The organism is Rugamonas aquatica, from assembly GCF_009380215.1.
Taxonomy (GTDB): Bacteria; Pseudomonadota; Gammaproteobacteria; order Burkholderiales; family Burkholderiaceae_D; genus Rugamonas; species Rugamonas aquatica_B.
Map to the genome: position 1 here is coordinate 1 of NZ_WHUG01000014.1, position 25815 is coordinate 25815.

At 65.2% G+C, this 25815-nt stretch carries 19 protein-coding genes; 11 read left to right on the forward strand and 8 right to left on the reverse strand.

The annotated features are described in order from the left end of the window. A partial coding sequence (gene hrpA / locus GEV02_RS25585) for an ATP-dependent RNA helicase HrpA (protein ID WP_408014864.1) occupies positions 1–4054 on the forward strand: 4054 nt, incomplete at its 5' end. Between the two features lie 78 nt (positions 4055–4132). Next, positions 4133–5281: an extracellular catalytic domain type 1 short-chain-length polyhydroxyalkanoate depolymerase gene (locus GEV02_RS25590; protein ID WP_174999345.1), complete on the forward strand. Its 1149-nt coding sequence runs from the start codon at positions 4133–4135 to the stop codon at positions 5279–5281. Positions 5282–5284: 3 nt separating this feature from the next. On the opposite strand, the gene GEV02_RS25595 is transcribed toward GEV02_RS25590, so the two are convergent. Further along, positions 5285–6538: a putative Na+/H+ antiporter gene (locus GEV02_RS25595; RefSeq protein WP_152840749.1), complete on the reverse strand. Its 1254-nt coding sequence runs from the start codon at positions 6536–6538 to the stop codon at positions 5285–5287. A gap of 134 nt (positions 6539–6672) precedes the next feature. Here GEV02_RS25595 and imuA point away from each other — a divergent pair, with 134 nt between their 5' ends. Genes imuA through GEV02_RS25610 form a run of 3 tightly spaced genes read left to right on the forward strand, consistent with a single transcriptional unit; the run spans position 6673 to position 9578 of the window. After that, a complete protein-coding gene (imuA, locus tag GEV02_RS25600) occupies positions 6673–7383 on the forward strand; it encodes a translesion DNA synthesis-associated protein ImuA (RefSeq protein WP_152840750.1) in 711 nt (236 codons plus the stop codon). Beyond that, entirely contained in the window at positions 7313–8791 is a 1479-nt protein-coding gene (locus GEV02_RS25605; protein ID WP_152840751.1) for a Y-family DNA polymerase, read from the forward strand. The genes imuA and GEV02_RS25605 overlap by 71 nt, the downstream gene beginning before the upstream one ends. Positions 8792–8822: 31 nt before the next feature. Next, positions 8823–9578, forward strand: coding sequence for an alpha/beta hydrolase family protein (locus tag GEV02_RS25610; protein WP_152840752.1), 756 nt, complete (start codon positions 8823–8825; stop codon positions 9576–9578). On the opposite strand, the gene GEV02_RS25615 is transcribed toward GEV02_RS25610, so the two are convergent. From GEV02_RS25615 to GEV02_RS25625, 3 genes are read right to left on the reverse strand one after another with little or no spacing between them, the layout of a single operon-like run. Further along, positions 9579–9926 carry a hypothetical protein gene (locus GEV02_RS25615; protein ID WP_152840753.1) on the reverse strand — a complete coding sequence of 116 codons (348 nt, stop codon included), beginning with the start codon at positions 9924–9926 and terminating at the stop codon, positions 9579–9581. A 54-nt stretch (positions 9927–9980) separates the two neighbouring features. Continuing rightward, complete coding sequence (locus GEV02_RS25620) at positions 9981–10907, reverse strand: sensor domain-containing diguanylate cyclase (protein ID WP_152840754.1); 927 nt, start codon at positions 10905–10907, stop codon at positions 9981–9983. 60 nt (positions 10908–10967) lie between these two features. Further along, entirely contained in the window at positions 10968–12848 is a 1881-nt protein-coding gene (locus GEV02_RS25625) for a M61 family metallopeptidase (protein WP_152840755.1), read from the reverse strand. 251 nt (positions 12849–13099) lie between these two features. Between GEV02_RS25625 and GEV02_RS25630 the strand changes: the two genes are divergently transcribed. From GEV02_RS25630 to GEV02_RS25655, 6 genes are all read left to right on the forward strand, one after another. Further along, positions 13100–13558, forward strand: a complete 459-nt coding sequence (locus GEV02_RS25630) for an Hsp20 family protein (protein WP_152840756.1) — start codon at positions 13100–13102, stop codon at positions 13556–13558. Between the two features lie 224 nt (positions 13559–13782). Further along, positions 13783–15282 carry a DegQ family serine endoprotease gene (locus GEV02_RS25635; RefSeq protein WP_152840757.1) on the forward strand — a complete coding sequence of 500 codons (1500 nt, stop codon included), beginning with the start codon at positions 13783–13785 and terminating at the stop codon, positions 15280–15282. A gap of 46 nt (positions 15283–15328) precedes the next feature. Then, positions 15329–15988 (forward strand): response regulator, encoded by a 660-nt coding sequence (locus GEV02_RS25640; protein WP_008451216.1) that lies wholly within the window; start codon positions 15329–15331, stop codon positions 15986–15988. Beyond that, the gene (locus GEV02_RS25645) at positions 15985–17373 is read left to right on the forward strand and encodes an ATP-binding protein (protein ID WP_051077322.1); all 1389 of its coding nucleotides are present in this window, start codon (positions 15985–15987) and stop codon (positions 17371–17373) included. Before GEV02_RS25640 ends, GEV02_RS25645 begins: the two co-directional genes overlap by 4 nt. Before the next feature lie 32 nt (positions 17374–17405). Then, entirely contained in the window at positions 17406–18554 is a 1149-nt protein-coding gene (gene coaD, locus GEV02_RS25650) for a pantetheine-phosphate adenylyltransferase (RefSeq protein ID WP_152840758.1), read from the forward strand. A gap of 122 nt (positions 18555–18676) precedes the next feature. Next, positions 18677–20350 (forward strand): phospholipase D-like domain-containing protein, encoded by a 1674-nt coding sequence (locus GEV02_RS25655; RefSeq protein WP_152840759.1) that lies wholly within the window; start codon positions 18677–18679, stop codon positions 20348–20350. On the opposite strand, the gene GEV02_RS25660 is transcribed toward GEV02_RS25655, so the two are convergent. From GEV02_RS25660 to GEV02_RS25675, 4 genes are all read right to left on the reverse strand, one after another. Beyond that, positions 20347–20853 carry a hemerythrin domain-containing protein gene (locus GEV02_RS25660; RefSeq protein ID WP_152840760.1) on the reverse strand — a complete coding sequence of 169 codons (507 nt, stop codon included), beginning with the start codon at positions 20851–20853 and terminating at the stop codon, positions 20347–20349. The genes GEV02_RS25655 and GEV02_RS25660 overlap by 4 nt on opposite strands. A gap of 182 nt (positions 20854–21035) precedes the next feature. After that, positions 21036–21779 (reverse strand): tetratricopeptide repeat protein, encoded by a 744-nt coding sequence (locus GEV02_RS25665; RefSeq protein WP_152840761.1) that lies wholly within the window; start codon positions 21777–21779, stop codon positions 21036–21038. A gap of 68 nt (positions 21780–21847) precedes the next feature. Then, positions 21848–23944 (reverse strand): bifunctional 2',3'-cyclic-nucleotide 2'-phosphodiesterase/3'-nucleotidase, encoded by a 2097-nt coding sequence (locus tag GEV02_RS25670; protein WP_152840762.1) that lies wholly within the window; start codon positions 23942–23944, stop codon positions 21848–21850. An 87-nt stretch (positions 23945–24031) separates the two neighbouring features. Next, positions 24032–25813, reverse strand: a complete 1782-nt coding sequence (locus GEV02_RS25675; RefSeq protein ID WP_152840763.1) for a DUF3443 domain-containing protein — start codon at positions 25811–25813, stop codon at positions 24032–24034. Between the last annotated feature and the right edge of the window lie 2 nt (positions 25814–25815).

Consider the following 25815-nt stretch of genomic DNA (forward strand, 5'->3'; position numbering starts at 1 on the left):
GCCGCGCGCCGCGCGCCCGGCCCGCGCAGCGCTGCCGGACGGCGAGGGCGGACTGATTGCGCCGCCGCGCCGCGAGCCCCGGCCACGTCTGACGCCCGAAGAACAAGCGGCCCGCGACGCCGAACGCGCCTTCCGCAACCCGCTGCCGCCGATCACCTATCCCGAAGACCTGCCGGTCTCCGGCCGCCGCCACGAAATCGCCGAAGCGCTGCAAAACAGCCAGGTCATCATCGTCTCCGGCGAAACCGGTTCCGGCAAGACCACGCAGCTGCCGAAGATCTGCCTGGAACTGGGACGCGGCCAGAAAGGCCTGATCGGCCACACGCAGCCGCGCCGTATCGCCGCCTCGTCCACCGCCAAGCGCATCGCGCAGGAGCTGGGTACGCCGCTGGGCGAAACGGTGGGCTTCAAGGTCCGCTTCGCCGACACGCTGACCAAGGGCGCCTCGGTCAAGCTGATGACCGACGGTATCCTGCTGGCCGAAACGCAGACCGACCCGCTGCTGAAGAACTACGACACCATCATCATCGATGAAGCGCACGAACGCAGCCTGAATATCGACTTCCTTCTCGGCTACCTGAAGCAGCTGCTGCCGCGCCGCCCGGACCTGAAGGTAATCATCACCTCCGCGACCATCGACGCCGACCGCTTCTCGCGCCACTTCGGCACGCCGGAAAAACCGGCGCCGGTGATCGAAGTCTCCGGCCGCCTGTACAAGGTGGAAGTGCGCTATCGCCCGATCGAGAGCGATATCGTCAACCCCGCCGTAGCCAACGCCGAAGGCAAAGGCCAGCGCACCGCCGCCGCCCGCGAAAAGCGCGACCTGATGGACGCCGTGGTCGACGGCGTCGACGAACTGGCCCGCCTGGGCTCGGGCGACGTGCTGGTGTTCCTGCCCGGCGAACGCGAAATCCGCGACGCCGCCGAAGCGCTGCGCAAGCACCACCCGCCGCACGTGGAAATCCTGCCGCTGTTCGCCCGCCTGTCGGCCGAGGAGCAGGAGCGCGTGTTCAAGCTGACCAACGCCCGCCGCATCGTCCTGGCCACTAACGTCGCCGAAACCTCGCTGACCGTGCCGGGCATCCGCTACGTGGTGGACGCCGGCCTGGCGCGCGTGAAGCGCTACAGCTATCGCAACAAGGTCGAGCAGCTGCAGATCGAACCGATCGCGCAATCGGCCGCCAACCAGCGCGCCGGCCGTTGCGGCCGCGTGGCCGATGGCGTCTGCATCCGCCTGTACGAAGAGCAGGACTTCCTGCAGCGGCCGAAGTTCACCGAGCCGGAAATCCTGCGCTCGTCGCTGGCCTCGGTCATCCTGCGCATGAAGTCCCTGCACCTGACGGACGTGGAGACCTTCCCGTTCATCGAACCGCCGCTGGCCCGCGCCATCGCCGACGGCTACCAGCTGCTGCAGGAACTGGGCGCGGTCGACGAATACAACCAGCTGACGCCACTGGGCAAGAAGCTGTCCAAGCTGCCGCTGGATCCGCGCGTAGGTCGCATGATCCTGGCCGCGCTGGACAACGTCTGCCTGAACGAAGTGCTCATCATCGCGTCCGCGCTGTCGGTGCAGGATCCGCGTGATCGTCCGATGGAGCACCAGCAGGCCGCCGACGAAGCGCATAAGAAGTTCGCCGACGAGAAGTCGGAGTTCCTCAGTTATATAAAAATCTGGAAGTGGTTCGAAAACGCGATTGAGCACAAGAAGACCAATCGCCAGCTGATGGACAACTGCCGCACCAACTTCCTGTCGCAGCTGCGGCTGCGCGAGTGGCGCGACGTGCATTCGCAACTGCTGACCATCGTGAAGGAGCAGGGCTGGCGCATCAACGAAACGCCGGCCACCTACGAGAACCTGCACCTGGCGCTGCTGACTGGCCTGCTGGGTAACATCGGCTTCAAGGGCGAGGACGAACCGGGTGCCGGCTACCTGGGCGCGCGCGGCATCAAGTTCAATATCTGGCCGGGTTCCTCGCTGCTGAAGAAGCCGGGCAAGTGGATCATGGCGGCCGAACTGGTCGACACCACGCGCCTGTACGCGCGCTGCGTGGCGCAGATCCAGCCGGAGTGGCTGGAAAAGGTCGGCGGCCATCTGCTGAAAAAATCGTGGGGCGAGCCGCGCTGGGAGAAGAAGTCCGCGCAAGTGAGTGCGTCCGAGCGCGCCACCTTGTACGGGCTGGTGGTGTACAGCCAGCGCCGCATCAACTACGGTTTGTTCAATCCGGTCGAGGCGCGTGAGATCTTCATTCGCGATGCACTGGTCGGCGGCGACTATGAAACGCGTGCGCCGTTCTTCGCGCACAACCACAAGCTAATCAAGGAGATTGAGAACCTTGAGCACAAGTCGCGCCGTCTCGACGTGCTGGTGGACGATGAACTGATCGCCGCCTTCTACGACAAGCTGATACCGGCCGACGTGGTCAACGGTGCAGGCTTCGAGAAGTGGCACAAGGATGCGACGTTCGCCGAGCCGAAGCTGCTGTACCTGAACCGCGACGAATTGATGCGCCACGAAGCGGCCGGCGTCACCACGGACCTGTTCCCGAAGATGATGTCGGTGACGGGGCTGGAGATGCAGCTGACCTATCACTTCGAACCAGGCAGCGTGCGCGATGGCGTGACCATGGCGGTGCCGCTGTACGCCTTGAACCAGCTGCCGCGCGAACGTTGCGAGTGGCTGGTGCCGGGCATGTTGAAGGAGAAAGTGCATCTGCTGCTCAAGTCACTGCCGCAGAAGCTGCGCCGCCATTGCGTGCCGCTGCCTGACTACGCCGCCAAGTTCTGTGAGCGTGTGCATGAAGCGGGCGTGTTCGGGCGCGGCGATCTGGTCGACGCGATCATCGCCGACATCCGCGCGCAGATCACGATCTCGGTGCTGACCAGCGACTTCAAACCGGAGACGCTGCCGGCTCACCACTTCATGAACTTCAAGGTGATCGACGAGCACGGACGCCAGCTGGACATGGGCCGCAACCTGGCCACGCTGCAGGCCGAATTCGGCACGCAGGCGCGGGAGAGCTTCCAGAAGATGGCCGAGTCGTCCGGCGGCCAGGGCGTGAGCATGCGCGCGTTGGGCAGCGGCGGCAGTGCGGCGTCGTCTGCCGCATCGTCGTCGGCGTCGGCGAAAGCTGGCGCACCGGCGGCGCAAGGCAAGGGCGCTCCCGCAGCCGCCGGCGCCGCGCCGACGGCCACCAGCGGCATCACGCTGACCGGCCTGACCTCGTGGACCTTCGGCGAGCTGCCGGAGCTGCTGGAAATCGCGCAGGGCAAGCTGACGCTGATCGGCTTCCCGGCGCTGGTGGACAAGGGCTCGCACTGCGATCTGGAAGTGTTCGACGATCCGACCGTGGCGGCGCGTACGCACCGTGTCGGCCTGCGTCGCCTGTTCTCCTTGCAGATGAAGGACCAGATCAAGTTCATCGAAAAAGGCATCCCGGGCTTGCAGCAGATGGGCATGCAGTTCATGAGCATGGGCACGCAGGAAGAGCTGCGCGAGCAGATCATCAACAAGGCGTTGGATATCGCCTGCCTGCAGGATCCGCTGCCGGTGGATGCGGCCAGCTTCGCCAAGCGCAAGGACGAAGGCAAGTCGCGCCTAGTGCTGCTGGTGAACGAGATTGCGCGGTTGCTGTCGCAGGTGCTGACCGAGTTCCATGGCTTGCCCAAGCGTTTGCAGGGGCTGCCCGCGCAGGCGGCGGCCGATATGCAGGCGCAGTTGCAAGGTTTGGTCAACAAGCGCTTCCTGTCGGAGAACGAGTACAGCCAGCTGTCGCACTTCCCGCGCTATCTGAAGGCGATGAATGTGCGTATCGAGAAGCTGCGCGGCGACCCCGCGCGCGACGCCAAGCTGATGGCTGAATGGCAGCAGGCGGCGATGCTCTACCAGCGCGCCAACAAGGACAAATCGGCCGGTAAGAACACCGATCCGAAGATGGTGGAATTCCGCTGGATGCTGGAGGAGTTGCGTGTGTCGCTGTTCGCGCAGGAGCTGCGTACGCCGATGCCGGTATCGGCCAAGCGCTTGCTGAAAGTGTGGGAGTCGATGCAGCGCTAAGCGCTTGTTATGAGCGCTGGCGCACGCAGTTTGGGGCGGCTTTCGGGGTAGACTTTATCGCAACAGGAGATCGCCGCGATGAAGAGAGCCGCCAGCAGTTTGTTACGTACTTTGGTCCGCTCGGGGAAGCGGCAGAGCCGTTCCGTCAGCAAGATCGTGACGGCGCTGTTTGCCGTGCCCGCAGCCGCCAAGCCTAAACGAAAACGCAAGCCCGCCACCAAGGTCGCGAAGGCGGCCAAGGCGGCGACGCCCCGTGCGCGCTCCACGCCCCGCCGCAGCACCGTTCCATCCGTCGCGATACACGTCCCGCCGTCGCCCGGTAAATGGCTGGCCTCCCACATTTCCGCACCGCCGGGCATCGGCACGCCCGCGCGCCGCATGAGCTATTGGCTTTACCTGCCGAACAATCCGCCCGAAGACACGCAGCGCAAAGGCTTGCCGCTGCTGGTGATGCTGCACGGCTGTCATCAAACCGCCACCCAGTTCGCGCAAGGAACGCGCATGAACCAGTGGGCGGAGCAGATGGGTTACGCAGTCCTCTATCCGCAGCAACTGGTCAGCTCCCAGGCGCAGCGCTGCTGGAAGTGGTACGACCGCGCCACGCAGCAGGGCGGTGGCGACGTGCCCATCATCGTCGGCATGATCGATAAAGTGATGACGCAGTACGCCATCGACCGTTCGCGCATCTACATCGCCGGCATTTCGGCGGGCGCCGGCATGGCCAACATCATCGCGCTGAATCATCCGCATTTGTTCGCCGCCGTGGGGTTGCATTCGGGCCCCGTGTTCGGCGCGGGCCACAACACCATCGGCGCGCTGGGCGTGATGCAGCACGGCGCCGCCCTGCGTGCCGACGCCGCCGCGCACGAAGTGCTGACGCGCCATCCCCAGTTCCCCGGCATGCCCGCGATCCTGATCCAGGGCGCGGGCGACAACGTAGTCCGTCCCATCAACCAACTCCAGCTTGCGCGCCAGAGCCAACTGCTAAACCGCCTGTCGGCAGCACCGAAGATCACCCACAAACCGCAAGGACGCGGCGGCCGCCACAACGCCCACCAGCTGCACGACTTCTACGAAGGAAGAAAGCTCCTGCTGCGCGTCGCTCACATCGCCGACCTCGAACACGCCTGGAGCGGCGGCGATCCGGCCCTGGCCTTCAACGCCAAGGCCGGTCCCGATGCCAGCAAGATGATGCTGGAGTTTTTCTCACGCCATCAGCGCGTGTAAGCGTTACAGCAGAAACGCCAGCGCAGCCACAGCCGTCGGCGCCAGTGCGCCGGCCAGCAGTCCGATAGCGCCTATCGATTCATCCTGGAAGCCGCGACGCAGCAGCGATACGCCGGCCGGATTCGGCGCGTTGGCGATCACCGTCAGGCCGCCGCCGGCCACCGCGCCCGCCACCAGCATGTATTGCGACTGCGCCGAAATCCCTTCGATCAGCGAGCCCAGATAGGTCAGCGCGGCATTATCGGTAATCGCCGTCAGACCCAGCGCGCTGAAGAACAGCGCCACCGGCGGCAGGCTTTCCACAATCGGTTGCAACCACCATTGCTGCATGCCGCCCAACACCACCAGCCCGGCCAGGAAGAAGCCCACCAGCAGGCCTTCCTTGACGATCAGGGGATTCTGGTAGCGCTGGTAAGCCTGCGTGAATCCCAGGAACAGCATGAAGATGCCGAGGAACAGCACCGGGTGATGCCCCAGCACCACCACCGCAGCCAGGAAGACCAGGTGGATGGCCGTCACCATCAGCGGCACGGCGGGCGCCGCCTCCACCTCGGCCGACGCGGCCGCCGGCGCGCGCAAATGCGGACGCAGGATGACGCTGACCACGGTCGCGTTGATCACCACCGCGATCGCCGCCTTCCAGCCGAAATGCGTGGCCATGAAGGCGCTGTCCCATTGCCAGGTGGTCGCCACCATCAGCACCGGCGGCGCGGCGTAGGCGGTCAGCGTGCCGCCGATCGAGACGTTGACGAACAACACGCCCAATGCGCCGTACTTCAGCCACTCCGGCATGCCCTCGCGGAAGATCAGCGGCGCCAGCATCAGCGCCGCCAGCGTCATCGCGGCCGGCTCGGTGATGAGCGAACCGGTCAGCGGCACCAGCGCCAGGCCGAACCACACCAGCGCCAGTTCGGCGCGCATTGGTAGCAGCCTGGCCAGCACTAGCAGCACGCGCTGCACGATGTCCAGCACCGGCCGCGACGCGGCCACCACCATCACCGTGAACACGAACAGCGGCTCGGTGTACTGGCGCGATTCGGCATAGCTGATGGCGGCGTCGCTGCCGCCCAGCAGCGCCATGGCGATAATCAGGATGAAGGCCCAGAAACCGAACACCACTTCCACCTCGCCCAGCAGGTGGAACAGCCCGGCATGACGCGGGTGGCGATGCGATAACACTTCGAAGGATTTGGCTGCGAAGGTGTGCAGCAGCGCCAGTCCGAACAGGATGGCGCCGACCAGTTGTATGGTTTGCAAAGGATGTCCTTGTTGAATTGCCTGAACTACATGGTACAGCAAGGGGCGCACGATACAGATTTGACCTTGCCAAAATCGGCTGCAAATAGTACTGTGTATTTATACAGTATTTGCGGTAAAATCCGTTCCATATCATGAACCGATCAGCTACTCTTGCCGCGCCTGAAGCCGTCCATCCATCGCTATGGCTGGCGTCGCAGCTGGCGCACAGCGCCACCCGCTGCGTCGACACCGGCTTTGCCGCCTTGTCGGCGCAATTGCCGGGCGGCGGCTGGCCGCTGGGCACGCTGATCGACCTGCTGGTGCAGCAGCACGGCATCGGCGAGCTGCGCCTGCTGCGGCCGGCGTTGCTGGGGCTGGGCAAGCGGCCCATCGCGCTGCTGCAACCGCCGCACGCACCGCAGGCGCTGGCTCTCGCGGCGCTGGGGCTGGAGCCGTCGCAGTTGATCTGGATACGCAGCGGCGCCAAAAGCGGCGACGCCTTGTGGGCCGCGGAACAAGTGCTGCGCAGCGGCTGTTGCGGCGCGCTGCTGCTGTGGCAAAACCATGCGCGCGGCGAAACGCTGCGCCGCCTGCATCTGGCCGCGCAAAGCGGGGACACGCTGTTCTGCATGCTGCGGCCGCTGGCCGCCGCGCAGGATGCGTCGCCTGCGCCGCTGCGGCTGTCGCTGCACACCGCGCCGGGCGGCGTCAACATCGGCTTTGTCAAACGACGAGGGCCGCAACGCGACACGCCCTTGTTCTTGCCCTTAACCCCATCGCTCTTACAACGCCATGCGCCTCTGGATCGGAATACACCTGCCACGGCTCCCGCTCGAAGTATTCTGCCCGCGCTGGTCGGATGACCGCTGCACGGTGGTGCTGGAGCAGGAGCGGGTGGTGGCCATGTCGACGCTGGCGGAACAGGCCGGCGTAGAGGAGGGCATGCGGCGCGGCGGCGCGCTGATGCTGGCGCCGCAAGCGCAGTTCCAGCAGCGCGCGTTGCCACTGGAGGCGGATGCGCAGCACGCGGTGGCGATGGCGCTGCTGCAATTCACACCGCAGCTGGCGCAGGCGGAGGAGGCCACGCTGCTGCTCGACGTGGGCGCCAGCCTGCGCCTGTTCGGCGGCGTGCGCGCGCTGTGCCGGCAAGTGGCGGCCAGCATGGAAGCGCTCGGTTTTACCGCCGTGCTCAGCTGCGCGGCCACCGCGCGCGGAGCCTGGCTGCTGGCCCGTAGCAGCGCCGGACGGGCCTTGACGATGGAGGCGTTAGCGCGGCGCATGGACCGCTTGCCCAGCAGCCTGCTGCCCCCGGCTCGGCCCTACCTGAGCTGGTTGGAGGGCATAGGGTGCTTGACGCTGGGCGAGATGCGCCGCCTACCGCGTCCCGGCTTGCAGCGCCGCTGCGGCCGGGCCCTGCTGGACGTGCTGGACGACGCCTACGGCGAACGGGCCGAGATGCACCAATGGCTGGCGGCGCCGGCCAGCTTCCGCGCCAAGCTGGAGCTGTTCGACCGCGTGGAAAACGCCGAGGCCCTGCTGTTCGGCGCGCGCCGCCTGCTGCAGCAGCTGACCGGCTGGCTCAGCGCGCACCAGTTCGCGGTCGAGCGTATCCGCCTGCTGCTGGAGCATGAACGCGGCAAGGTGGCCGGCCCGCCGACGGTGATCGACATCGTGCTGGCCGAGCCGGTCTGGCGCGACGAGCATCTGGTGCGCCTGCTCAAGGAGCGCCTGGCCAAGCAGGTGCTGGATGCGCCGGTGATCGGCCTGTGCCTGGAGGCGCCGCAGGTGCAGCCGATGGCGCCGCCGAGCGATTCGCTGTTCCCCGAGCCGGGCGGCAGCAAGGAGGATTGGCAGCGCCTGCTGGAAGTGCTGACCGCGCGGCTGGGACCGGAGAACGTGCTGCAAGCCGCGCCGCGCGCCGACTACCGCCCCGAGCAGGCCAACGCCTGGGTCAGCGTGCAGGAAAAAATCCGTCCCGCCGACGCCCGCGCCCAACTGCCGCCGGACATGCCCAGCCTGCCGCGTCCGGCCTGGCTGCTGGCCAAGCCCATCCCCTTGCTGATGCGCGATCATCGGCCGTTCTACGGCTCGCCGCTGAAGATCATGTCCACCGGCGAGCGCATCGAGGCCGGCTGGTGGAGCACGATGCAAACCCGCGACTATTTCATGGCCGAGGGCGAGGACTTCGCCCACTACTGGCTGTACCGGGAACGCACCGGCCACGAGGGCGAACAGTCGGCGCGCTGGTATCTGCACGGTTTGTTTGGTTAAATGGAGGGTGTTATCTACAGCAGGATGCACCATGCGATCTGAACGACTGGAATTCCCCGGCGCCGACGGCCAAAAACTGGCGGCCCGGCTGGATAAGCCGACGGGGGAGATCAAGGCCTACGCCTTGTTCGCCCATTGCTTCACCTGCGGCAAGGATGTGTTTGCCGCCAGCCGCATCGCCCAGGCCTTGACCGAGCATGGCTTCGCCGTGCTGCGCTTCGACTTCACCGGCCTGGGCGCCAGCGAGGGGGAGTTCGCCAACACCAATTTCTCGTCCAACCTGGCGGACTTGCTGGCGGCGGCCGATTATCTGCGCGGTACTCGCATGGCGCCCAGCCTGCTGATCGGCCACAGCCTCGGCGGCGCTGCGGTGCTGGCGGTCGCGGCCCAGGTGCCGGAAGTGAAGGCGGTGGTGACGCTGGCCGCGCCCAGCGACCCCGGTCAGGTGACCGGAATGTTCAGCCAGCATCTCGATGAAATCGCCCGCACCGGCGAGGCGCAGGTACAACTGGCGGGCAGGCCTTTCCGCATCAAGCAACAATTTGTCGAAGATGCGGGCGCGCACAATTTGAAGGGGAAGATCGCGGCCCTGAAGCGGGCCTTGCTGGTGATGCACGCGCCGGGCGATGACACGGTGGGCATCAGCAACGCGATGGAGATTTTTACCGCCGCCAAGCATCCGAAAAGCTTCATCTCGCTCGACAGCGCGGACCACCTGCTGACCGACCGCGACGATGCCGTCTACGTGGCGAACCTGATCGCGGCCTGGAGCGACCGCTACATCTGATTATTCGTCGTCGAATTCTTCGGCCAGGTCTTTCCAGCCCTTGCCGGCGGCGAAGGTGTTGAATTCGTCCGGCGCTTCCAGCACCAGCAGTTTGCTTTCCTGCAGGACGGAGTCGCCGGCGGTCAGGGCCGGGCCCTTGTAGCCGACGGTGCGCAGTTGCGCGACCACGGCGTCGATCAGCGATTTGTCCTTGTGCAGGCCGCTGATCGTAGCGGAAAAGTCCACATACACGTCGATCGCGCCGTAACCTTCGTCGAAGATACGGATCGCCTTGGCGTCATGGGCACGGCCGGAGCCGTCGGTGGCCTTGAAGGGGCCGCTGAGTTGGATGTCGGTGTCTTTGTTCATACGGTTAGCATACACCAAATCATCCGTTCGCCGAAGCGCCCGGGCCGGTCCAGGCTAGCGCGAGACCGTGTTGCGGCCCTTGTGCTTGGCACGGTACAGCGCCTGGTCGCCCAGTTCGTAGATCTGGTCCTGGCTCAACGTCGAGTCCGGCTGTATGAAGGCCAGCCCCAGCGACAGCGTCACGTGGCCGCCCGGCGTGTTGGCCTGGTGCGGGATGCGGCGCGCTTCCACGTTGGCGCGTATCTGCTCGGCCAGCGCCTCGCTTTCATTGCTGCTGTTGCTGGCGAACAGGCAGGCGAATTCGTCGCCGCCGATGCGGAAGCACAGGTCGCCCGGCCGGTGCAGCGTCTTGTGCATGGCGTCGGCCACGGCCCTGAGCACCTGGTCGCCTTGCGGATGGCCGTAGTTGTCGTTGTATTCCTTGAAGCGGTCGACGTCGATCAGCAGCAAGGTCAGCAGGCGTTGGTCGCGGTGGGCGCGCTTTTGTTCTTCGCCGAAGCGGATGTTGAAGTAGCGGCGGTTCTTCAGCCCGGTCAGCTCGTCGGTGACGCTGTCGACCTGGGCGGCCTTGGCTTCGGTGATGTCGGTGGAAACGGCGCAGGTGGCGTAGACCTCGCCGTCTTCGTCGAGCAGCGGGAACTTCACGGTCATGTAGGTGTGCAGCGTCTTGTCGCGGTGGTAGACCGTTTCCTCTTCGTGGATGGCGCGCTTTTCCTGCGCGGCCGTGCGGTCGTTGCGCCACAGCTGTTCGGCGATTTCGCGCGGGAACAGTTCGAACACATTGGCCCCGACGAAGCTTTCGGCATCGTAGCCGTCGAGGATATCGAAATGGCGATTGGCCATCGTGATATTGCCTTGCAAATCCTTAGTCGAAATCAGAACCGGGGCGTTGTCGAGCAGGGCGCGGAAAATGCGGTCGGACGCGCGCAGCTCGTCTAGCTCGGTGCGCGGAGGAGGGTGGATGTCGGTCCGATCTGGCATGGAGCCAGTATAACCCGATGGGGCGCCGGCACAACTGCCCGGCCCCCAACGGTACGACAATTACTTCAGCGGTTGCAGAATTGCCTCAAGGCGATCCGGCGTGCCTTCGATGCGCTCCAGGCGCGGATACTTCAGGCCGCCATGGTAGTCGAGCGCGTAGGTCTGGTACTGATTGCCCTTCTTGACCAGCAGGCTGATCGGTTCCTTGCCGGTCTTGGCGGCGGTGACGGCGGCGCGCAGCACCTCGGCCTTGTAGGCGCGGCCGTTGACGGCCAGCAGCGTGCTGCCGCCCGACAGGCCGGCCTTGAAGCCCAGGCCTTCCCACTGGAAGGCTTCCAGCTTGCCTTCGGCGCCGACCGAGAAGCCCAGCGAGTACTGGAAGTTGGCCGACTTGCTTTGCTCTTCCTGGGCCTTCATGAAGTCGGTCGGCTTGTCGGTATAGACCAGTTTCCAGCCGGCGCGGGTCAGGCCGTCCAGCGGAGCGCCGGGGCCGTGGCCGTCGAGGCGGGTGCGCAGGAAGCTGGCCCAGTCGTAAGGCTGGATCGCGTTGAGCGCCTTGACCACGTCTTCAAACGTGTAGTGCTTGGCGACGTTGACGCCGTCGTCGACGCCGAAGAAGTTGCGGGCGAAATCGTTCAGCGAACGTTTGTCGCCGGATTTTTCACGTATCAGCGTGTCGGCGTCCAGCCAGATCAACTCGCCTTCCGAGTAGTAATCCTCGGCGCGCTGCCAGTTGTTCCAGCCCTGCGGGCGGCGGGCGTTGACGATCGGGTCGTTGGTGGTGTCTTGCACCGCGCGCCATTCGCGGCCCTTGGTGTTGTCGTAGCGGGCGGCGGTGGCGGCCAGCAGGTCGCGCGTGTGCTCTTGCTTGATCAGGCCGGAGCGGGCGGCGATCACCGCGCCCCAGTACTGGGTCTGGCCTTCGTACACCCACAGCAGCGTGTTCTGCAGCGGCGTGTTGAAGTTGGGGACGTTCTGGTCGGCCGGGCGGCGGAACTTGCCGTTCCACGAGTGCGTGAATTCATGCGGCAGCAGCTCGCGCCGCGCCTCGTGCTTGGCCCACTCGCTGAAGTAGCCCAGCTTGACGCCATTCTCGCTCGACTGGTGATGCTCGCGGCCGATGCCGCCGAACTCGTCGCTGATGGCGAACAGGAAGTCGTAGTGCTGGTAGTGCTTCGAGTTGAACAGCTTGTAGGCCTGCTGCACCATGGCGCGGTGCGGGGCGATCTGTTCCGGCGTCGCTTCCAGCTGCTCGGCCGAGTCGGCCACGACGTTCAGGTGCACCGGCACTTTGGCGCCAGGGTCGAGGTCGATGCGGCGGAAATGGCGGCCGGCGAACAGCGGCGAATCCATCATCGCTTCCAGGTCCAGCGGCTTGAAGGCGATCTCGTCGCCGTTGCGCGACGCGGTCTCCAGCGCGGTGCCGTATTGCCAGCCGGCCGGCACGGTCAGGTTGGGCTGCATGGTGATGCGGCGGCTGTCGTAGCCGGCCGGGTACAGCGTCAGCGATTGCCATTGCACGCCGAGGATGTCGTTGGTCATCGTGGTGCGGCCCTGGTTGGCTTCCACCGGCGACAGGTACTGGAATTCCACGTCCACCGACGATGCATCGTTCGGCACCTCGATATGGAAGGCGTAGACGTTGACGGTGTCGCGTTTCCATTCCAGCGGCTTGCCGTTGGCGCTGACCTTGAGGCCGGCGAACTGGTTCAGCGCGCCGCTCGGGCCGTGGTTGGCCGGTATCCACTGCGGATACAGCAGCGTCAGCTTGCCCGGCTTGGCGGGGATGCTCTCGCGCACGCGGAAGATTTGTTGCGCCGTGTTGGTGGCGTCCACTTTCAAGACGATGGTGCCTGGGTAAGGCTGTTCGGAGATGGCTTCTGCCTGAGCGCTGAAGGCGGTAGCCAGCAGGACGGCGAGGGCGGCACGAGATATGGACATGTGGTCGATAAATGGGATGGACAAGAAGAAGAGTGTAGCACGGGGGTAAGTTGCAAATCTGGCAAAGCCATGGCGCAGTGCAGCGTAAATATTTTTTAAAATTTTTTCGGCTCTGGGGATCTTGTGGCCGTTTTTCAAGGCCTTGAAAGCCCCGGAAACCATCCTATATCGGACTCAGTGGTTGCCCAGATGGGGACCACCGAGGGGAATCTTCCCCGCCCATATCGCTTAACTTGAAAAGGATATCTACCATGCGCAACTTCGACCTGACCCCACTGTATCGCTCCGCCATCGGCTTCGATCGTCTGGCACAACTGCTGAACGACGCCCAGCGTGGCGATGCCACCCCTAGCTACCCACCGTACAACATCGAGCTGGTCTCGGACGACCAATACCGCATCGTGATGGCGCTGGCCGGCTTCGACCGTTCGGAAATCGACATCACCTTCGAACGCGATTCGCTGCACGTGGTCGGCCGCAAGCAGAAGGACGCCACCGAGCGCACCTATCTGCACCGCGGCATCGCGGCCCGCGATTTCGAGCAGCGCTTCCAGCTGGCCAACCACGTCAAGGTGACCGGCGCCAGCTTCGACAACGGCATGCTCAGCATCGAGCTGGTGCGCGAAGTGCCGGAAGCGCTCAAACCGCGCAAGATCGTCATCAACGGTGCTGAAAACGTCACCGCCCTGGAGCAGCGCCAGGCCGCCTGATCCGTCATTCCCGCGCAGGCGGGAATCGATAGAACGCCGGCTTAGCCGGCTCAGTATGGGTTCCCGCCTGCGCGGGAACGACATGCTTCCGACTGGCCGGTATATCCGGCCAGTTTTGCGTAAACTTCACTCTGCTTGTAAGCAATTGTATAGTTAAGACGGGTCTAAGTTTTTACCCTCATATTGGATACATCTACAAACCTCATTCATTCAGGAGTGCAGCTATGTCCGTATCGACTCTCAAACGTGCAGCCCTTGCCGTGGCCGTGCTGGGCGTGATAGGCGTGGGAGGCGCCGTCGCCGTTCAACAGGGAAGCGCCGTTGCCGCCGCCCCCGCCGTGGCCCAGGCCGCCGCGCCGCAACCGGGCACTCCGGTCGCCGTGCCTGCGCCGACCATCGCGCTGCCCGACTTCAGCGTCATCGCCGCCCATAACGGCCCGGCCGTGGTCAACATCAGCGTCACCGGCAGCACCAAGACCGCCTACGACGGCGGCGAGCAGGCCGGCCGCGCAGATCCGTTTGCCGACGATCCGTTCTATGAATTCTTCCGCCGCTTCCAGGGGCCGCAGCAGCGCGGCGGCCAGCGCAGCGTGCCGACCCACGGCCTCGGTTCCGGCTTCATCATCAGCGCCGACGGCATCATCCTGACCAACGCCCACGTGGTGCGCGACGCCAGCGAAGTGGTGGTCAAGCTGACCGACCGCCGCGAATTCCGCGCCAAGGTGCTGGGCTCGGATCCGAAAAGCGATGTGGCCGTGCTGAAGATCGACGCCAAGAACTTGCCGGTGGTACCGCTGGCCAAGGGCAACGACTTGAAAGTGGGCGAGTGGGTGCTGGCCATCGGCTCGCCATACGGCCTCGACAACACCGTGACCGCCGGCGTGGTCAGCGCCAAGGGCCGCTCGCTGCCGGACGGGAATGTGCCGTTCATCCAGACCGACGTCGCCGTCAACCCCGGCAACTCGGGCGGCCCGCTGTTCAACACGCGCGGCGAAGTGGTCGGCATCAACTCGCAGATCTACAGCCAGACCGGCGGCTACCAGGGCTTGTCGTTCGCGATCCCGATCGATGTGGCAGGCAAGATCAAGGACCAGATCGTTTCGACCGGCAAGGTCACGCACGCCAAGCTGGGTGTGACTGTGCAGGAGATCAACCAGGGCTTCGCCGATTCCTTCAACCTGGCCACGCCTGAGGGCGCGCTGGTGTCCAATATCGAGAAGGGCGGCCCCGGCGACAAGGCCGGCCTGAAGGCGGGCGATGTGATCCGCACGCTCAACGGCGCCAAGATCGTCAGCTCCGGCGATTTGCCGGCAATGGTGAGCCTGGCCACGCCAGGTGATAAAGTGACGATAGAAGTCTGGCGCCAGGGCAAGCTGGAAACGCTGAAAGCCACGCTGGGCAACGCCAACGACAAGGTCGCGGCGGCCGATGGCGACCGTCCCGACCAGGCCAGCGCCAAGCTGAAGCTGGGCTTGTCGCTGCGTCCGCTGGAAAGCATCGAGAAGCGCCAGTCCGGCATTCCGAACGGCTTGCTGATCGAGGATGCGCGCGGCGCGGCGGCCAATGCCGGCGTGCAGCCGGGCGATGTGCTGCTGTCGGTGAACGGCCGTCCGGTCAACACCATCGAGCAGGTGCGCGACGTGGTCGACAAGTCCGGCAAGTCGGTGGCATTGCTGATACAGCGCGGCGACGATAAAATCTTTATCCCGGTGCGACTGGGCTAAGCCGGAACGCCGGCAGAACGCAACACAAAAACAGAAAGGAAACAATATGCGACTTCTGCTGGTAGAAGACGACACGATGATCGGCGAGGTGGTGCTCGACCTGCTGAGGGCCGAGCACTACGCGGTCGACTGGGTCAAAGACGGCGACATGGCCGACACCGCGCTGCAAACCCAGACCTACGACCTGGTGCTGCTGGACCTGGGCCTGCCGCGCAAGGATGGCCTCGACGTGCTGCGCTCGATGCGCGCGCGCAAGGAGCTGACGCCGGTGCTGGTGGCCACCGCGCGCGACGCCAAGGAGCAGCGCATCGCCGGCCTGGACGCCGGCGCCGACGACTACGTGCTCAAACCCTACGACCTCGACGAACTGCTGGCGCGCATCCGCGCCTTGCTGCGCCGTTCGGCCGGCCGCGCCGAGCCGATCTTCGAACACGGCGGCGTGACGGTCAATCCGCAAACCCGCGAAGTGATCGCCGAAGGCAAGCAGGTCAACCTGTCGGCGCGCGAATGGGCGGTGCTGGAGGCGCTGATCGCGCGGCCGGGCATCGTGCTGTCGCGGCATCAGCTGGAAGAGAAGCTGTACAGCTGGAAGGATGAAGTCAACAGCAACGCGGTCGAAGTCTACATCCACGGCCTGCGCAAGAAGCTGGGCGCGGAACTGATCCAAAACGTGCGCGGCCTGGGATACATGGTGCCCAAACTATGAAGGTGAAGATGCCGTCGCTGCCACGGGTGCCCGTGGTAACGCACTCGTTGCGCGGACGTTTGCTGTGGTTCCTGCTGGCCGCGATCACGATGGCGGCCATCGCACAGGCGATGATCGCCTACCGCAGCGCGCTCAGCGACGCCGACCAGATCTTCGACTATCACATGCAACAGATGGCGATGTCGCTGCGCTCCAGCGCCACGCTGACCAACAAGGCGGCCGACACGGCGGCCGATCCCGAAAACGACGACCTGGTGGTGCAGGTGTGGACGCCGGACGGCGCGCAAGTGTTCCGTTCGCTGTCGCGCGCGGCGCTGCCGCAGCGGGCCGTGCTGGGCTTCTCCAACGTCAAGGCCAACAATACGACCTACCGCATCTTCTCCGTTCAGACCAGCAACCAGACCGTGCAGGTGGCGCAGGACATGGCGGTGCGCCAGCGCATGGCGGGCACGCTGGCGCTGCGCACGGTCGGCCCGATCGCCGTCATGGCGCCGGTGCTGATGCTGGTGGTGTGGTGGGTGGTCAGCGGCTCGCTGGCGCCGGTGTCGCGCGTCAAGCGGCAGGTGGCGGCGCGCCAGGCTGACGATCTGTCGCCGGTGTCGGAAAACGATTTGCCCGATGAAGTGCTGCCGCTGGTGCACGAGCTGAACCTGCTGTTCGGCCGCGTGCGCACGGCCTTCGACGCCCAGCAGCACTTCGTCGCCGACGCCGCGCATGAATTGCGCTCGCCGCTGGCGGCGCTGAAATTGCAGGTGCTGAGCCTGGAACGGGCGCAGGACGAGGCCGCGCGCAGCGTCGCCATCGGCCGCGTCACGGCCGGCATCGAGCGCGCCACGCGGCTGGTCGAGCAATTGCTGGTGCTGGCGCGGCAGGAAGGCTCGGTCAACGACGTCAAGCTGGAGCCGGTGCCGATCAGCGACCTGGTCAAGCGCACGCTGGGCGACATGGCCGGCCTGGCGCAAGCCCGCCAGATCGACCTGGGCCTGCATCATGCCGACGAGGCCGCCGTGGACGGCCAGCCCGACGCGCTGATTATTCTGCTGCGCAACCTGGTCGACAATGCCATCAAGTACACGCCGGCCGGCGGCACCGTCGATATCGACCTGCGCCGTACTGCGGGCGCGACCAAGGCCGCGCCGGGCCGCGTCATCCTCAGCATCGAGGATTCCGGTCCCGGCATCCCGCCGGAAGAGCGCGAGCGCGTGTTCAGCCGCTTCTACCGCGTGCCGGGCAGTTCGGCCGGCGGCAGCGGGCTGGGGCTGGCCATCATCAAATCCATCGCCGAACGCCACGGCGCCGCGCTGACCCTGGACCAGTCCGAGCGGCTGGGCGGCTTGAAGGTCAAGGTCGATTTTCCTGAGACTGCAAGGGCCACTCCAGTCTAAAATGCAACTTTGACATGGCGTTGGAGTGGCGTATGAGGAAAATCGGCTTTTCGGGCACCCTGGACCCGATCACCAACGGGCATATGTGGGTGATGAACGAAGCCCGTTCGCTGGCGGACGAGGTGGTGGTGTTCCTGTCCGAAAACCCGGCCAAGAAGCCCAAGTTTTCGGCCGAGGAGCGCAAGAACATCATCGCTCTCAGCTGCGCCGAGCAGGGCTGGGACAATGTGCAGGTGGTCATCGTCAAGGGCGACTACACGGCGCGCGCCGCCAAGAAGCAGGGCGTGCACTGCCTGATACGCGGCATCCGCACCACCGCCGATTTCGACTATGAAAACCTGATCCAGCAAACCAACGTCGACGTGCTGCAGGGCGCCAAGACCATCTTCGTCATGCCGCCGCGCGATCTTGGTTCGGTCAGCTCCAGCTTCGTCAAGGCGCTGGAAGGGCCGATCGGCTGGAACTGGATCATGAAGAAGTTCGTGCCCGGCCCGGCCTACCACGCCTGGGTGCTGAGCTGGCTGCGCAAGGAGTGGGAAACGCTGTGGGACTACGCCCACCGCGACGCCACCGCGATCGCCCATGCCGACCAGTGGTTCGCGCAGCTGACCGGCGCCACGGCCTACGGCGGCCCGGCGCGGCACTATCACAACCTCGATCATCTGGTGCACGGCCTATGCGAGATCCGCGTATGGGCGGCCAACACCGGCCCCGATCCGGCGGACGTGGACATCGTCAAGCAAGCCTTCTGGTTCCATGACGCCGAGTACGGCCACGGCGGCGACCCCGGCGCGCTGACCAACGAGGAAGCCAGCGCCCAGCTGTGGCTGGGCAGCCATCTGGGGCAGGAGATGGGCGACGCGGCCGAGCTGATACGCGCCACCGACCACTTCCAGGAAGCCTCGATCAATCACCGGCTGAAGGACACGCTGCTCAGCGTCGACCTCGCCATCCTCGGGCAGGACGACGAGGTCTACCAGAACTATGCGCGCGCGATCCGGCAGGAATACATCCATCTGCCGGACGCCGAATACCGCCGGCAGCGCGGCGGCGCGTTGGCTCATCTGTGCCGCAAGGCCGATGCTGGCCAGCTGTTCGGCAACGCCTATTTCGCCGATCAGTACAACGAGCGCGCCATCGACAATATGCAGCGGGAGATGGAGCGGCTGGCCGCTGCGTGAAAAAAAATCAGGGGGCGGCCGTCATAGGTGCGCGATATCCGCGGTGATAAAGTGTGTAGATTCGATGCACATTACGAACTATAGTGCATTGACTTTCCGCAAACTTTCTCACCGGAGGAGTTATGCCCGCTCATCTTCAAGTGATTGCCAATTCCGATGATGCCCTGCTGGCCTGGACGCCAGAGCCCTGGAGCGATGACATCGTCGGCTTCCGCCTGGAACGCAAGGATTTGCTGACCGGCAATATCAAAGTACTCAACAACCGCATTCCCGCCAGTTCGGCGGGGACGGCCGTGCCCGCCGGCGGCATCGCCTCTACCGACTCGCCGATACGCCGCTGCATGTGGGTGGACCACGATGTCGAACAGGCCGGCAAGGCGGCCTACCGGGTGACGCCGATGGCGGCCGGCGCTGGCGCTGCCGGTGGCTTCGTGCTGCGCGAGGCCGAGGCTTCGGACTGGGTGGCGCCGCAGGCGGCGAGCCAGCCGTCGGACGGCGTGGCCGTCTACTTCAATCGCGGCACCATCATGTCGCAGGTGGTGACGCGGCTGGTCGGCGGTGAAGTCAGCATCAAATCGCTGAAGGCGTTGAAGGCGCAGCTGGCCGAGCCCGGCTATCCGGGGCGCCGCTACCTGTCGGGCCAGGCGCGTCATGCGCTGCTGGATTTCATGGCCAACGCCGACCGTCGCGGCAACCACATCTACGCCGCGCTGTATGAGTTGAACGATCCCGAGCTGATCGCCGGCCTCAAGGCTTTCGGCGAGCGCTGCCATCTGCTGCTGGGCAACGGCACTTCCACCTTCGACGACACCGCGCATGAGCTGGAGGCGGCCGGCGTCATCGTCAAGCATCGCGACCTGTCGCACAAGGGCGCGTCCAGCCCCAGCGTGCACAACAAGTTCGTGGTCGAGGTTGAAACCGCAGGCGGCCAGGCGCAGCGCGTGCTGACCGGAAGCACCAACTGGACCACCACCGGCCTGTGCACGCAGCTGAACAATGTGCTGGTGGTTGAGCGTCCCGTCACCGCCAACCGTTTCTATCAGCAATGGCGCAAGCTGGCCGAAGTGGGCGACGACATGCCCGACGCGCTGCGCGTCGCCAACGGCCGTCCGACGGACGATGGCAAGGTGACCACCTTCTTCGCCGCCACCAAGGCCCAGGCGGAATTTGCGCCGGTGCTGGAAGCGATCGCCAACGCCAGGCAGGGCGTGCTGTTTCTGATGTTCATGCCGGGGCAATCGCCGCTGCTGCAGGCGCTGCTGGCGCGCGTGACCGAGGAGCATGCACCCTACATACGCGGCGTGGTGTCGGCGGTGACGCAGAGCGAGAAGGGCGTCGTCACCGAGCACAACGCGCAGGTGATCGCCAACGGCGCCGACCTCAAGCGCTTCCACAACGAAGTGTTGAAACCGGACGGTGTGCCGCCGGCCAATCTGCCGGCCTGGGCGCTGGAGGAATTCCAGCGCAGCATGTACCTGAACGCCGGGCTGAACGCGATCATCCATTCGAAGACGATAGTGATCGATCCGTTCTCCGACGACTGCATGGTGGTGACGGGCTCGCACAACTTCTCGCCTGCTGCGTCCAGCAAGAACGATGAGAACCTGGTCATCATCCGCGGCGACAAGGCGCTGGCGCAGGCGTATGCGGTGCATATCGAAGGCGTGTACGACCACTTCGCATGGCGGGCTTTCCTGTCGAACGGCGGCGATCCGAAAACCATCTTCCAGCCGCTGACCGGCTGGAAGAGCGGCAACCGCGCCAAGGAGCTGGCGTTCTGGATGAGCCAGGCTTAGTGCGGAGGCAGTTCGATCTGCTCCTTGCGCGCGGCGATCTGGGCGCCGAGCGCATCGAGGTCCAGCTTGGCCTTGCGGGCCTTGGGGAACATCTCGGTTTCTTCTTCCTTGACGTGATGGTCGATCAGCTCGGATAGCACCTTGACCTTGGCGTCGTACAGATCCTCGGTGGGTTCCATCGAAATGATCTGTGCGATCAGGTCTTTGGCCGAGGCATGTTCGACGACGGCTTCGTCGAGCATGTCGTCATCCTTGGTGGCGGCGCGCACGGCGGGGTAGAAGATTTCTTCTTCGGCGGTGGCGTGCTTGGTCAGTTCGGTGCAGATCCGCAGGGCCAGTTTCTGTTTGCTGACATGCGCGCGGTCGCCCAGTTCTTCGTATTGCTCGAACAGCGACTTGACGTGTTCATGGTCTTCCGTCAGCAGCGTGATCGCGTCCTGGACATCGGTTTCGGTCGGGATAGGCTTGGGGATTTTATCGTGCGGATGGGCGGTGGTTCTCATGTCGGCTCCTTGCGTGGCGAATGATAGGGGGGATACTGCTTACCCAGTCTAGGAGCGCGAACGATGGCGGTCTGTGCGTTGCTCAACCATCCGGGGTCAGGTCCCCCATTTCTACACGAACCCAACCATAGCATGGCAAACGGTCGAGGTCGTGTAGAAATGGGGGACCTGACCCCGGGTTCTTAAAAGCGATTCCAGTTGTTGTGACGGTGTTCGGCGGCTTCCTTGAGCAGGTAGCCGGCGCGGCGTTCGTCTTTGGGACTCAGGGCGTCGCCCAGTTGCACCGTCATCGCCAGCTCCTGGATCGCCGGCGGATATTCGTGTTCGGCGGCTTCTTCCAGCAGGTGGCGGGCGCGGGCCGTGTCTTGCGCTACACCTCGGCCTTCCTGGTAGATGTTCGACAGCAGGAACATCGCATGCGGATTGCCCAGCTCGCTGGCGGCGTTCAGCCAGTGCGCGGCCTGCGCATCGTCGCGCGCGACGCCGTCGCCGTTTTTGTACAGCATGCCCAACACCAGCGCGGCCCTGGCATGATGCTGCCCGGCCGCCATCGCGTACCACGGCGCCGCCGCTGCAGGCGCCGCCTTCACGCCGACCACGCCCACGCGCAACATCTCGCCCAACTGGAAGGCGGCATCGACATCGCCGCCGCGCGCGGCTTGCTCGAACAGCTTGAGCGCGTCGGCCCGCTGATCGGGACGGGTTTGATACAGCAACGCCAGCTCGCGCTGCGCCACCGGCATCTGCTGCGCCGACCATGACATCAGCTTGCGCTCGGCACTGGCGTCGGCTTGCTGCATGGCTTTCATGCCCACCGTTTCGATTTGCGCCGAGGTCGGCTTTTCCTGTTGCAGCTGGCAGCCGAACAGGAACACGCCGGCCAGCACAGCGATCAGCGCGACACCGGGATAATTTTTAACTTGCATGATATGGACCTCACGATAAGCGGAGCCGGCGTCGCCGGCCCCGCGCACCACGCTTTTTTTGCTCAGACTTACTTGCTCAGATCCACCGCGTACTTGGCGAAGCCGTTCGCATCCGTCGCGCCTTCAGTCGTGACGGTGGTGATGCCGCTGCTCTTCGCCAATGCCAGATGGCCAGGCGCCGAACGCAGGATCACCGGACCTGCCGTCGCCACCTTGACGAAGCTCCAGCTGCGCGCGCTGCCGTTGGCCGCCAGCGTGACCTTGCCGCTGGCCGCGCCTTGCGCCGTCAGGTAGTTGCTGACCACGGTCTGGTTGGCGTCCGGCGATTTGATGATGGTCTTGCTGCCGTCGATGCCAGGCACGGCGCCGCCGCCGCCCGCGCGGTAGTCGTTGGTGGCGACGATGAAGTCGTCACCATCGGCCACTGCCTTGCCCAGGTAGGTCAGGTTGACGATGCGGCTGCCTGCCGGCTTGGTCACGTCGATCTGATAGGTCAGCGCATTGTTCTCGGCGTAGAACACGTCGTAATTGTAGATCGTGCCGTACGACGGTACCAGATCCTGCTCGGTGGTCTTGGTTGGATCGATCTGGCCGAACTGCTTGGCCGCCGTTTCCAGCCAGGCCTTCAGGTCGGAACCCTTGATCTTCACCGCCTGCAGGTTATTGTTGCTGTACAGGTAGAGGTCGCCCGGATTGCGCACCTGCAGGCCGACCGGCGCGGCAGCGCTGGCGCCCGGCGCGACGTCGGTGAAGTCCGAGGCGCCGTTGCGGCCAGCCTTGAACGGCGCGCTGCACGAGATCACCGGAATGTTCTTGTAGCTGGCGATGGTCGCGTCGGTGCTGGCGGCGATGAATTTCTTCACGTAGTCCAGCTGCGCCTGGTTGACCAGCTGGATCGCGCTGACGTCGCCAACCAGGGCGAAGTAGGCCGACATCTCGAAGTCGGTGGTCACGCCCAGCGGCTGCTTGGCGTAGGCGATGGTGGCCGCGTGCTCGGTGGCGATGATGGGGGCGATGGCCGGGTCGGCCTTGACGATGGTGGCGCCGTCGGTGTACTTGAAGCCGCGCGATTCCACGCTGGTCTTATCTTGCTGCACCACCCACTTGCCGCCGGTGTAGACCAGCGTCATCTTGATGATGCCCAGGCGACGGCCCCAGCTCTGCGCCATCACGGTCGGCACGCCGTTGACGAAGCCGTTGACGGCGTCGATCTTGGCGCTGGCCGGGAAGGCGGCGAACGATGGATCCAGTGCCGCCGCGCCGGTCTCTTTACCTTTCGGGAAGATCAGGTGCGAGTGGCCGATCAGCAGCGCGTCGATGCCGGTGGTGGTCAGGTGATAGCTGCCGTTTTCCATTTTCGGGCTGTAGGCGCTTGGGTCCAGGCCGCCGTGCGACAGCGCCACCACCAGGTCGGCGCCTTTGCTGCGCATTTCAGGCACGTACTGCTTGGCCGCTTCCTGCACGCCGGTCACGGCGACTTTGCCGGCCAGGTTTTTCTGGTCCCAGTCCAGGATCTGCGGCGGCACGAAGCTCATGATGCCGATGTTCATCTTGACGTCGAGCTTGCTGCCGTCCGGCTTGGTGGCCGAGAAGGTGCGCGGCAGCAGCGTGTATGGCTGCACGATAGGCTTGTTGCTGGCCACGCCGGTGACGTTGGTCAGCACCAGCGGGAAGGTTGGCGCGCCGCAGGTGCCGGTCGGCTTGGCGACGCCGGGAATGCCGAAGTCGGTATTGGTGATCTGACTCAGCAGTGGCAGGCCGTAGTTGAACTCGTGGTTGCCGAAGCCGCCGCCGTCGTACTTCATGGCGTTCATGACTTTGTGCACGGCCAGCGTGTCGGTGCAGGCGATAGGCTTGGTCGCGGCTTGCAGGTCGCCCAGCAGGGTGCCCTGGATGACATCGCCGTCGTCCAGCAGCACGTTGTTCGGATTCTCGGTGCGGGCGGCGCTGACCAGGGTCGAGGTGCGCTCCAGGCCCAGGCTGGTGTCTTCGGCCAGCGAATAGTAGTTGTAGCTCATCACGTTGGCGTGGATGTCGGTGGTTTCCATCAACGCCACGGTGACGGTCGTGCCTTCCGGGATCGCCGGAGGAGGCGTGTAATCGCCGCCGCAACCGACCAGACCAGCTGCCGTCATCGCAGCCAACATCACCAGATTTAGTTTCATCGAGACCTCAAAGATTAAGAAAATTCAAGGTGGCGACTGTACCCAACGCAGATGACATAGCCGTGACAAAACACAAACAATTAAATGCTAGTAAGCCCAGAGCGGTCCCGGCTTGCCGTTGACGGTGGCGCCCTCCATCACGACGAACACGCGGCGGCCGTAGAAGAAGGGCAGGCCCCAGTCGAAGTAGCTGCCGGCGGCGGTGGCCGTGCCCACCGTGCCGCCGACCTGCGCCGCCGAGATGGTGGACGCCAGCTGCACCAGGTTGGCGACGTTGAAGTTGATGGTGCCGCTGGCGCTGCCGTCGGCGGCGGCGTTGACGGCGCTGAGCGACAGCGTGGATGCGGGGCAGTAGAAATCGCCGCCCGAGCAGGTGCGTATCGTGCTGTCGCTGAAGAAGTAGCCGTTGGAGCCGCTGTCGATGAAGCTGGACGCGTAGGTCTTGCCCTTGTAGGTGGTGCTGAAGTCGCCGCTGCTATTGGTCTTGAACAGCGTTTCACCGGCGATGGCGTTGTTGGCCTGGGTGTTGACGCCGAAGATCAGCGTGCCGCTTACCGAGGTCAAACCGGCCGTGCCGACGCCGGGCAGCACCACCAGCACGCCGTTGTTGTTGACCGCGAACGAGGCCACCGGGTTGCTGACCTGCGACGCCAGCGGCATGCTGCTGGCCGTGCAGCCGTTGGCGGTGCAGGCGTAGTAGGCGCCGCCGACCGCCGACCTGGCGCAGCTGTCGCCGCAATCCTGCTTGAACAGGCCGACGCCGAGTATGCCCTTGGCGCCCATGGCCGCCAGCGTGCCGAGGTTGTTGCCGGCGCTGCTGCAACTGGACGGCGTGGCCGCGTAATTGGCGCCGCCGTCGCCGATGACCTGGATGGAAATGCCGGCCGCCTGTTCATCGGCCATGCGCACATCGGCCTGGCGCACCGCGCCCCAGGTGTAGCCGCTGATGAACTTGCCGCACTCGCCGGCGTCGGCGCCGGATGGCGTGGTGACGGCCGGCAGCTTCAGCGCCGCGTCGAGCGGGGCCAGCAGGCGCAGGCCGTAGGAGCCGGTGTCGAGCAGCACGTGGTCGATGGTCTGGCAGGTGCTGGTGCCGGGCCTGCACACCGTCACGCTGACGTAGGGGATGTTGATCGCGCCGTTGACGCCGGTCGGGCCGCTGTCGACGATGATGGCGGTGCTGTTGCTCAGCGGCGCGGTCACGCTCAGCGCGGCGCTGGCATTGGCGGTGCCGCCGTCGCCGCTGCACGACAAGGTGTAGACAAAGTTGCCGGCCGCGTTGGGCACGATGTTGACCGAGCCCGAGGTGGCCTTGGCGCCGCTCCACGCGCCGCTGGCGGTGCAAGTGCCGGCGTTAGCCGACGACCAGCTCAGCACCGAGCTCTGCGCGGTGGTGATGCTGGCCGGCGCCAGCGTGATGTTGACCGTGGGCGAAGGCGGCGGCGTGCTGATGACCACGCTGGTCGTCTTGCTGACGCCGCTGCAAGTGACGGTGTAGTAGGCGCTGCCGGCCGCGCCCGCCGTGACGGTCTGCGTGCCGCTGTTGTCCAGCGCGCCGCTCCACGCGCCGGACGCGGCGCAGCCGTTGGTGCCGGGGTTGCTGACGCTCCAGCTCAGCGTGATGACCTGGCCGACGGTGGTGGCGGTCGGCGTGGCGCTGATGCTGACCACCGGCGTGACGGCGGCCGCAGCCTGCGCGGTGGCGGTGCTGGCGACGGTGCTGCTGTCGCCGCCACCGCCGCCGCAGGCGCTCAGTATCAGCGCCAGCAGCGCACCGGCCAGGTAGGTGAAGCAGGTCGAGCTGGAGGCGGCCAGCAGCGCCGCGCCGGCGCGATGCAGCAGCCGGCCGGAGGTGAGGGAAGGTGGCATGC

What these genes read in the sequence shown, in the direction of transcription:
- GEV02_RS25660 (WP_152840760.1), bottom strand. Translation starts at nt 20,853, where the DNA reads ATGAGAACCACCGCCCATCCGCACGATAAAATCCCCAAGCCTATCCCG.
- GEV02_RS25645 (WP_051077322.1), top strand. Translation starts at nt 15,985, where the DNA reads ATGAAGGTGAAGATGCCGTCGCTGCCACGGGTGCCCGTGGTAACGCAC.
- GEV02_RS25630 (WP_152840756.1), top strand. Translation starts at nt 13,100, where the DNA reads ATGCGCAACTTCGACCTGACCCCACTGTATCGCTCCGCCATCGGCTTC.
- GEV02_RS25655 (WP_152840759.1), top strand. Translation starts at nt 18,677, where the DNA reads ATGCCCGCTCATCTTCAAGTGATTGCCAATTCCGATGATGCCCTGCTG.
- imuA (WP_152840750.1), top strand. Translation starts at nt 6,673, where the DNA reads ATGAACCGATCAGCTACTCTTGCCGCGCCTGAAGCCGTCCATCCATCG.
- GEV02_RS25590 (WP_174999345.1), top strand. Translation starts at nt 4,133, where the DNA reads ATGAAGAGAGCCGCCAGCAGTTTGTTACGTACTTTGGTCCGCTCGGGG.
- GEV02_RS25605 (WP_152840751.1), top strand. Translation starts at nt 7,313, where the DNA reads ATGCGCCTCTGGATCGGAATACACCTGCCACGGCTCCCGCTCGAAGTA.
- GEV02_RS25635 (WP_152840757.1), top strand. Translation starts at nt 13,783, where the DNA reads ATGTCCGTATCGACTCTCAAACGTGCAGCCCTTGCCGTGGCCGTGCTG.
- GEV02_RS25670 (WP_152840762.1), bottom strand. Translation starts at nt 23,944, where the DNA reads ATGAAACTAAATCTGGTGATGTTGGCTGCGATGACGGCAGCTGGTCTG.
- coaD (WP_152840758.1), top strand. Translation starts at nt 17,406, where the DNA reads ATGAGGAAAATCGGCTTTTCGGGCACCCTGGACCCGATCACCAACGGG.
- GEV02_RS25675 (WP_152840763.1), bottom strand. Translation starts at nt 25,813, where the DNA reads ATGCCACCTTCCCTCACCTCCGGCCGGCTGCTGCATCGCGCCGGCGCG.
- GEV02_RS25625 (WP_152840755.1), bottom strand. Translation starts at nt 12,848, where the DNA reads ATGTCCATATCTCGTGCCGCCCTCGCCGTCCTGCTGGCTACCGCCTTC.
- GEV02_RS25615 (WP_152840753.1), bottom strand. Translation starts at nt 9,926, where the DNA reads ATGAACAAAGACACCGACATCCAACTCAGCGGCCCCTTCAAGGCCACC.
- GEV02_RS25610 (WP_152840752.1), top strand. Translation starts at nt 8,823, where the DNA reads ATGCGATCTGAACGACTGGAATTCCCCGGCGCCGACGGCCAAAAACTG.
- GEV02_RS25620 (WP_152840754.1), bottom strand. Translation starts at nt 10,907, where the DNA reads ATGCCAGATCGGACCGACATCCACCCTCCTCCGCGCACCGAGCTAGAC.
- GEV02_RS25665 (WP_152840761.1), bottom strand. Translation starts at nt 21,779, where the DNA reads ATGCAAGTTAAAAATTATCCCGGTGTCGCGCTGATCGCTGTGCTGGCC.
- GEV02_RS25640 (WP_008451216.1), top strand. Translation starts at nt 15,329, where the DNA reads ATGCGACTTCTGCTGGTAGAAGACGACACGATGATCGGCGAGGTGGTG.